Annotated in this window: 7 protein-coding genes; all 7 read right to left on the bottom strand. The window is 40.1% G+C overall.

What is annotated here, in order from left to right; genetic code table 11:
- Window positions 1-238 precede the first annotated feature (238 nt).
- Window positions 239-1447, bottom strand: coding sequence for a VWA domain-containing protein (locus D6774_04420; protein RME77464.1), 1209 nt, complete (start codon window positions 1445-1447; stop codon window positions 239-241).
- On the bottom strand, window positions 1440-2360 hold the full coding sequence (locus D6774_04415; protein ID RME77463.1) for an AAA family ATPase: 921 nt from the start codon (window positions 2358-2360) through the stop codon (window positions 1440-1442). The genes D6774_04420 and D6774_04415 overlap by 8 nt, the downstream gene beginning before the upstream one ends.
- 55 nt (window positions 2361-2415) lie before the next feature.
- Window positions 2416-2874: a hypothetical protein gene (locus D6774_04410; protein ID RME77462.1), complete on the bottom strand. Its 459-nt coding sequence runs from the start codon at window positions 2872-2874 to the stop codon at window positions 2416-2418.
- Window positions 2874-3587, bottom strand: a complete 714-nt coding sequence (locus D6774_04405) for a proteasome assembly chaperone family protein (protein ID RME77461.1) — start codon at window positions 3585-3587, stop codon at window positions 2874-2876. The genes D6774_04410 and D6774_04405 overlap by 1 nt, the downstream gene beginning before the upstream one ends.
- A gap of 238 nt (window positions 3588-3825) precedes the next feature.
- Window positions 3826-4218, bottom strand: coding sequence for a hypothetical protein (locus tag D6774_04400; protein ID RME77460.1), 393 nt, complete (start codon window positions 4216-4218; stop codon window positions 3826-3828).
- Window positions 4218-5099: a hypothetical protein gene (locus D6774_04395; GenBank protein ID RME77459.1), complete on the bottom strand. Its 882-nt coding sequence runs from the start codon at window positions 5097-5099 to the stop codon at window positions 4218-4220. The genes D6774_04400 and D6774_04395 overlap by 1 nt, the downstream gene beginning before the upstream one ends.
- A 44-nt stretch (window positions 5100-5143) precedes the next feature.
- Window positions 5144-6189 (bottom strand): hypothetical protein (locus tag D6774_04390; protein ID RME77458.1); only part of this gene is annotated, 1046 nt, incomplete at its 5' end.

The following is a 6189-nucleotide window of genomic DNA, read 5'->3' as shown; positions in this document are numbered from 1 at the left end:
TGCATTTCTAAGAGGACTCTTCCTCTTTTTTATTGTAATGCGATGACGAGTATGTCTTTGAACTTCGTCACGTGGTGATCTGGGCGTTGGTAATCTACTTTCATCTTGATTTTTTCGCGATCTGCGTGAGCAGAACGGTTTCATGATTGTAGAAGGTATCATCAAGCTCAAGAGTGTTGATTTTTTCATGAAAACACTAAGTGCATTATTTCTAAGAAGTAGTATGTCTTAGTACGTTTTACGCATAACTATAATAATCCATGAGCACGATGCGATCAACTTCTTCAAGGTTGGAGACTACGTAGAGTTTTCCTCTTCCTATTTCGACAATACGCTCTGCTAGGTGTTTTCCTTCTTCATCAAGGTTGATACCGACGATAGAAATAGTAATGCCCGCACTTGCTGCTTTACTTACTGCTTTGAGTGTTTCTTCTTCTGGTTTTTCTCCAGTTGTGGGAAGTGCGTCAGTGAGGATCATTAAGTGTTTAGTTCCTTGTTTTGGGAAGAGTTCTATGCTTTTATCAATGGATTGTGCGATGTTTGTTTCGCGTTGTGCTCGTATTGCACTAAGTGTTTTAAGAAGAACTGAGAAATCCTTTGTCGGGCGTACAACGTCTGTTACTTCTTCTCCAAACACTACTATGCCTACGTTGTCTTTATTTTGTATTGCTTTCCAGGCGAGTGCTACGCCTGCTTTTTTGCAAGTGCCTATTTTATCTCCTTTCATAGATCCTGACGCATCAATTGCGTAGACGAGGGTGACTTCTCCTTTTGCTTGTCGTTCGTGTACCTTAAGGTCTTCTATGCGGAGTTGTTTGTGCCCTCTGCGAAGAGCGGTTTTAACTGATTTTTTGATGTTAACATCTTTGAACCGCTCTCCTTTCTTGTAAGGATGTGAGTCTCCCTTATCACCGTAGATGTGTCGTTCTTTGTGAATGCGCTCACCATGAATTCCTACAGGGGAGATAATGTCCAGTTCTGATGCGTAGAGAACAAGAGATGCAAGTTCAAGTCCTTTATCTGTGATGACTCCTTGTTTATCTATGAGTCCTTTTTCTTTGAGATCGTCGATTTTTTGCTTGATTTTTTTCTCTAATTCTTTTCTGAATTCAGGAACATTGAGGTTTCTTTCAAGGTAGCTATCATCATAACCCGTTACTGCGCGTAGAAGTGTTTCTCCGTAGAGTTTTTTTGCGTGTTTGTAGTTTTGTACCAAGTGTTGGTACATGATATCAGGTGTAAATGATCCTACTCCTTGATTAATTGATTCTTCTAAGAGCTTTCCGTCATTTATGGTTTCTTGATCATTTTCAAGAACTGAGCTCATAAGCCCTTGCTTTTCATCGTCTTTTCCGGTTTGCCCTTCTAGTTCTTCAAGAGTCTCGTCGTTTTCGGCAAGTCCGGGAATTCCTTGTTCTTCTGTGTTTTGCTCTTCTGTGTCACCCATCTCCTTCGCGTTCCATGGAGATCTTATTGACTTCCATAAAACTGCGAAGTTGTTCTTCAACGAATTGGGATTCTGATTGAAGGAATGCGTAACTTGGTTTGAGTTTGATTCTATGCGAGATAACAGAGATCATTGCATCATAGAGATCTTTAAAATCTGCTTTTTTCTTTCCTCGTAGTGCTGCGTTTGCTGATGCGCGTTCCACAAGTCCAATGGATGCTCTTACCGATGGGCGAATCTCTAGTTTTTCCGCATTTCTTAGGTGTCGTACGAAGCGTACTGCGTATTGTACGATTTGAGACGGAACTTCTACAAGCACATGTGCTTTTTCATTCACGATGTCTTCTTCTATTTTTTGTGATTCAGGATAGTCCATGTAGATAACGTCAAATCTATCAAGGAGAACTTCTGAGAGTTTTTCTGTTGAGGAGTCTTCGGGGTTCATTGTTGCGATGAAAGTGAAGTTTGCATCAAAATCAACGTCATAGCTGCCAATGGTCGCCTTTCGTTCTGCGAGAACTTGTAAAAGCGCGTTTTGTAATTTTTCAGGACAACGGTTGAGCTCATCAAAGAAGAGCACGCCTTTATCTGCTTTGAAGAGTTTTCCTGGTGTAAATGCTTCTACGGAGAGTGGTCCGTATTCCATTGCTTTAATGGGGTCAATGTCTCCGATGATATCTTCTGCTGTAAGATCTGGTGAGCCTTGTATTCGTACAAAGCGGTTTTCGGGAAGAAGTTTTGCAACGCTTTTCGCAATGGTTGTTTTTCCTATACCTGGAGGTCCTATGATAAGGATATGCCTGCCTGATATCAGTGCACTTTTGAGTGCGAATTTTACGTCTTGTTGTCCTTTGATTCCTTCAAAGGGTTCTTTTTGCTCTAGGAATATTTTGAGGAAGTGTTCTGTGTTCATAGGAACAGGGAAAAGATTTGAAGTATTTAAAAGGTTTTTGGGTTGTTGTGGCTGTTCAGGGTAGAAGTGTTGAGGGGTTCAAAATGTAGCCTCCCACAAAGAAAATAAGGGTGATGAGAATAAAGAGGATGATTGGAATAAGTAGGTTCATGCGCGTGTCACGTACAAAGTGGTATGTGCGTTGTTCTTTGCAAAAGGACTCAATGAGATTAAGTTCTTCTTCTATGCGTTTTGTTGCGCTTAGGAGATGGGTGAGTTCTTCTGCTGCTTTGGGTCCTGTTCTGCAAAGTTTGAGCTGTTTTTTATGTAGACGATCAAGCTCTTTGAGTCTTGGATAAATAAAGTGATTATAGCAATAGTCTTGGAATTCTTTGTGAGAATGGTTTGAGAGAAGGGTTTGTAGTTGTATTTCTAGAGGTGCTTTTTTTATTTTGAGAGTTTTCTTTGTTGGTCTTTTTTGTGGGTTGTGGGGTTTTTTCTTCAGAAGTTGTTGGTAAACCGCTGCGACGTACATCAGCCAAAGTAGGAGAGTGTTTTCTTCCTTTGTGTTTCTTGTGCTTGTTGTGCTTGAGCAACGACGGATTTTATTTTTTCTTCAAACGCTGCTGCTTGTTCAAGAAGGAGTTTGTTATCAACTTTAATGCCTAGAACCTTATCAAGCACATCAAGGGTAACTGCTGCGCTTTTAGAGTCTGGGAGTTGTGAGTGTGTTTCTGTGAAGATGCAGACAATTTTTTGTTTGAGAGTTCTTAAGAGAAGTGTTGCGGTAACGCCAAGAATGATGCCTTCTTTGAGTTCTTCTATGTTTTCTTTATCAAACTTCTTTTTGATAGTTGCATCGTTTGTGTAGTAGTATGGTTTGTGTGACTCTGTGTCAGCGTCAGGAGCTCCTACTCCTTCAACACTTACCAACATTTTTGCAGATGTTTTACGTGCTACTTCAAGAAGAGCGTCTGCTAGTTGCCATTCAAGTCCTTCTACATTAGTCATGACGTGAACGATGAGTAGATTTGTTTTCTTATCATAGTAGAGGCCGATAGGTCTTATGAGTTTTCCTTCGTGAATTGCCACCATAGGTCTTATGTCTGGAAGTTCTATGTACCCAATGGGTTCTGCTTTGAGTTGGTTCACAAGGTACTCTGTGGTGATGGTTCCCACGAGGCCAAAGCCAGGAAAGCCTTCAAGAATAATAGGATTTTTTGGAATTTTATTAAGTACAACTGTCATGAGGTTTTCTTTGGTTTTGGTTTATATAAGCGTTAGTACGTCTGTACGTCTGTGTTGGGATGTTTTAGAGTCTAAAAAGAAATGCTAATGCTGTTACCGTAGCAAAAAGTGATGGTATAGCCCATCTCCTGACTGTAACGTAGTTTTCATCTTTGATGAAAAAGAGTTTTTGAGAAAGAGAATAATAGTATGACGAGGAACAATAAAAAGACACATCCAAAAAGAAAAGAGAAAGGATTTAGAAGTTCATTGCAAACATAGCCATGACAAGAAAGAATCCCTCAATAATCATGATTACGTTGTAAATCATGATGTGGGGTGTGAATCCGAAGAGTCCTGGACCAATTCCAAAAGTTCCTAGGATTTGCAGACCACCTATTGCAAGTGCAATAGCACCTATGAGAAACGTCCACCACCCATAATGGCTTGCATTGGTAATCTCAATAACTGCCGCAACGATTAAAAAAAGCGCGGCTAAAGCGATAACCCATGTTGCAATTGTTGCGGAAAGAATCGTTGTAGGATATGCAAACCATGACGGTCCTATGCCAAAATTATTCAAGATCGGGATACTTCCAAGGGCGATAAGTACCAGACCTGCAAGTGCCGAAAGCCAATCCATAGTGTCCATTAGGATAATACACCTCTTATTTCATTGCTTAATTGAACAAGGATAGTTTTTTGTAAGTTATGAACTTCGTTAAGTAGGAGTTCTTGTAACTGGAGTTCAAAATATTTCTGGTCACGGAGTTCTTTTTCAGGAATCTCGTGCCCAAACGCCGCTTTTTGAATCATTCCAGTTGCCCGCCGGGAGAGGTAAAGAACTCTTGTTATGTGATTAATTAACCGCCTTACAATCTTATTGATGTGATCAAATTCATCATAAAGAAGTGCGTCAAGTTTCTGAAGAATGTCTGAGGAACCCTGTGAATGTTCAATCTTTCTCTGCTTCTTAAGATCCTTTATGGACTTCTTTGTATCGGACCATATCGCCCATCGCTCAGCAAAAGCACTCTTTGAATACGAAAAATTAATAATTTCTTGGGCAAAATTACTCTTTCCTGCAAGGATCTCTTTTACCCGATTAAAAGCCATGCGTTCCCCTCTTATCATGTCCAAAAGCTTCGAAATCGTTTTTCCAAAGTATTTCTCTCGAACATCTGGTGGAACTTTATGTGAATCTAAGAACTTCTTAAGATCTTTAACAGTATCTGATCGCAAACGCGAAAGTGCATAGTATATTCTATAGAAGTCCTGAACCTGCTCTATAAACAAACTGTTGAGCTTTATTAGCTCTTTTTCAGCTTCAGTTAGTTGATGATCATTAATAAACTCCTCAATTCTCTTGAACATCTCTTCGCCGTGAGAAAACTTTTTATCATAGCGTTTTACAGTTCTACGAACGTGCGCTTTAAAGAAAGGTATAATTAATGGGCGTTTCGCTCGAATCCCCAAGGAATGAACAGGACTTCTTATGTTAAGTGAGGATATGTCTTCTGCAGGATGCGCCATGGTTATGTACCTCGTAAATATTATTTTTAAAGTTTTAGTCGTACTTATACTTGTTTAACGATTTCACCATCGGTTTCTAGGCGAAGCGTGGTGTCTTCTTGTATGTTCAGCTTTAGTACGTTTTTGCATGAGGTGAGTGTTGATTCTTTCATGCAAAACAGTCGTACTTTGTATATTCCTTTTGGAATTCCAATGATTGCTGATCCGTCCTTGAGCTCTACTCGTCTGATCACTCCCCAGCGCCCCTTAAAATCAATTCTTTGAGCAGGACGTAGATTAGGTGATGAGACTTGTATGCGCACTTCCACGTCTTTGCTTTTTGACCATTTTTTGAGATCTTCAATGATGTTTTTAATCTGTTTTTTGTAAGGATCTTTTTTAAGTGCTTTGAGAATCTCCCCCACATTTTCGGCATCTGAGCCGATTGCTTGTTTGAGTTCTTGTTCTCTTCTTGATGTGTGAGGCTGTGAGAGCAGTTCAGTTACTTTTTCTGCGTTTTGAAGAATTCTTTGAGCAAGTGTGAGGGGTTGTTGTGCTTGTGCTTCTTCTACTTCTTTTTGAGCCTCGGTTACGATTTCTTCATAGTCTTGTGGATGAGATGCTTTTGAGAGTATGTCTTTATCCGCAAGAGTATCTTTTGCTTCTTGCAGGTGTTGCTTAAGTGTAGCTTCTTGTTCTTGTGATATCCTTTGTTGTTGTTTGAGCTCTTCTACTTTTCGAATTGCTTGCGCGACTTTGTTCATCGCTTCAGCTCTTTGTTTTTCCGTTCCCCTTCCTGTGACTTTTGCGTAGTTGATGATGATAGGTTGTTTTGGCGGTATGTTCACATCAGCGGAGAATGCTATATTTCCCTCATGTTCTACAATGAGCGTATATTTTCCTTCTAGGACATCGTGGTAGATGAAGCGATCCCCTGCGCGATCAAGATCATATGCGGATCTGGATTGTTTATCGTACAAGGTAGCTTTGATGTTTTGAGGTGCGTTTTGAATGAGTAGTTCTCCTGTGATGAAGTCCCCTTTGATCCACTGTTCTATGCGTTGCATCGTTTGTTCTATGCGTTTTCTTTGTTCTGGTTCAAGTTGTTCTA

Source organism: Candidatus Woesearchaeota archaeon (genome assembly GCA_003695435.1).
In the GTDB taxonomy this organism is placed as follows: domain Archaea; phylum Nanobdellota; class Nanobdellia; order Woesearchaeales; family UBA11576; genus J101.
The sequence above is the reverse complement of the archived record's forward strand: the minus strand, read 5'-3'. Positions and strand labels throughout refer to the sequence as shown.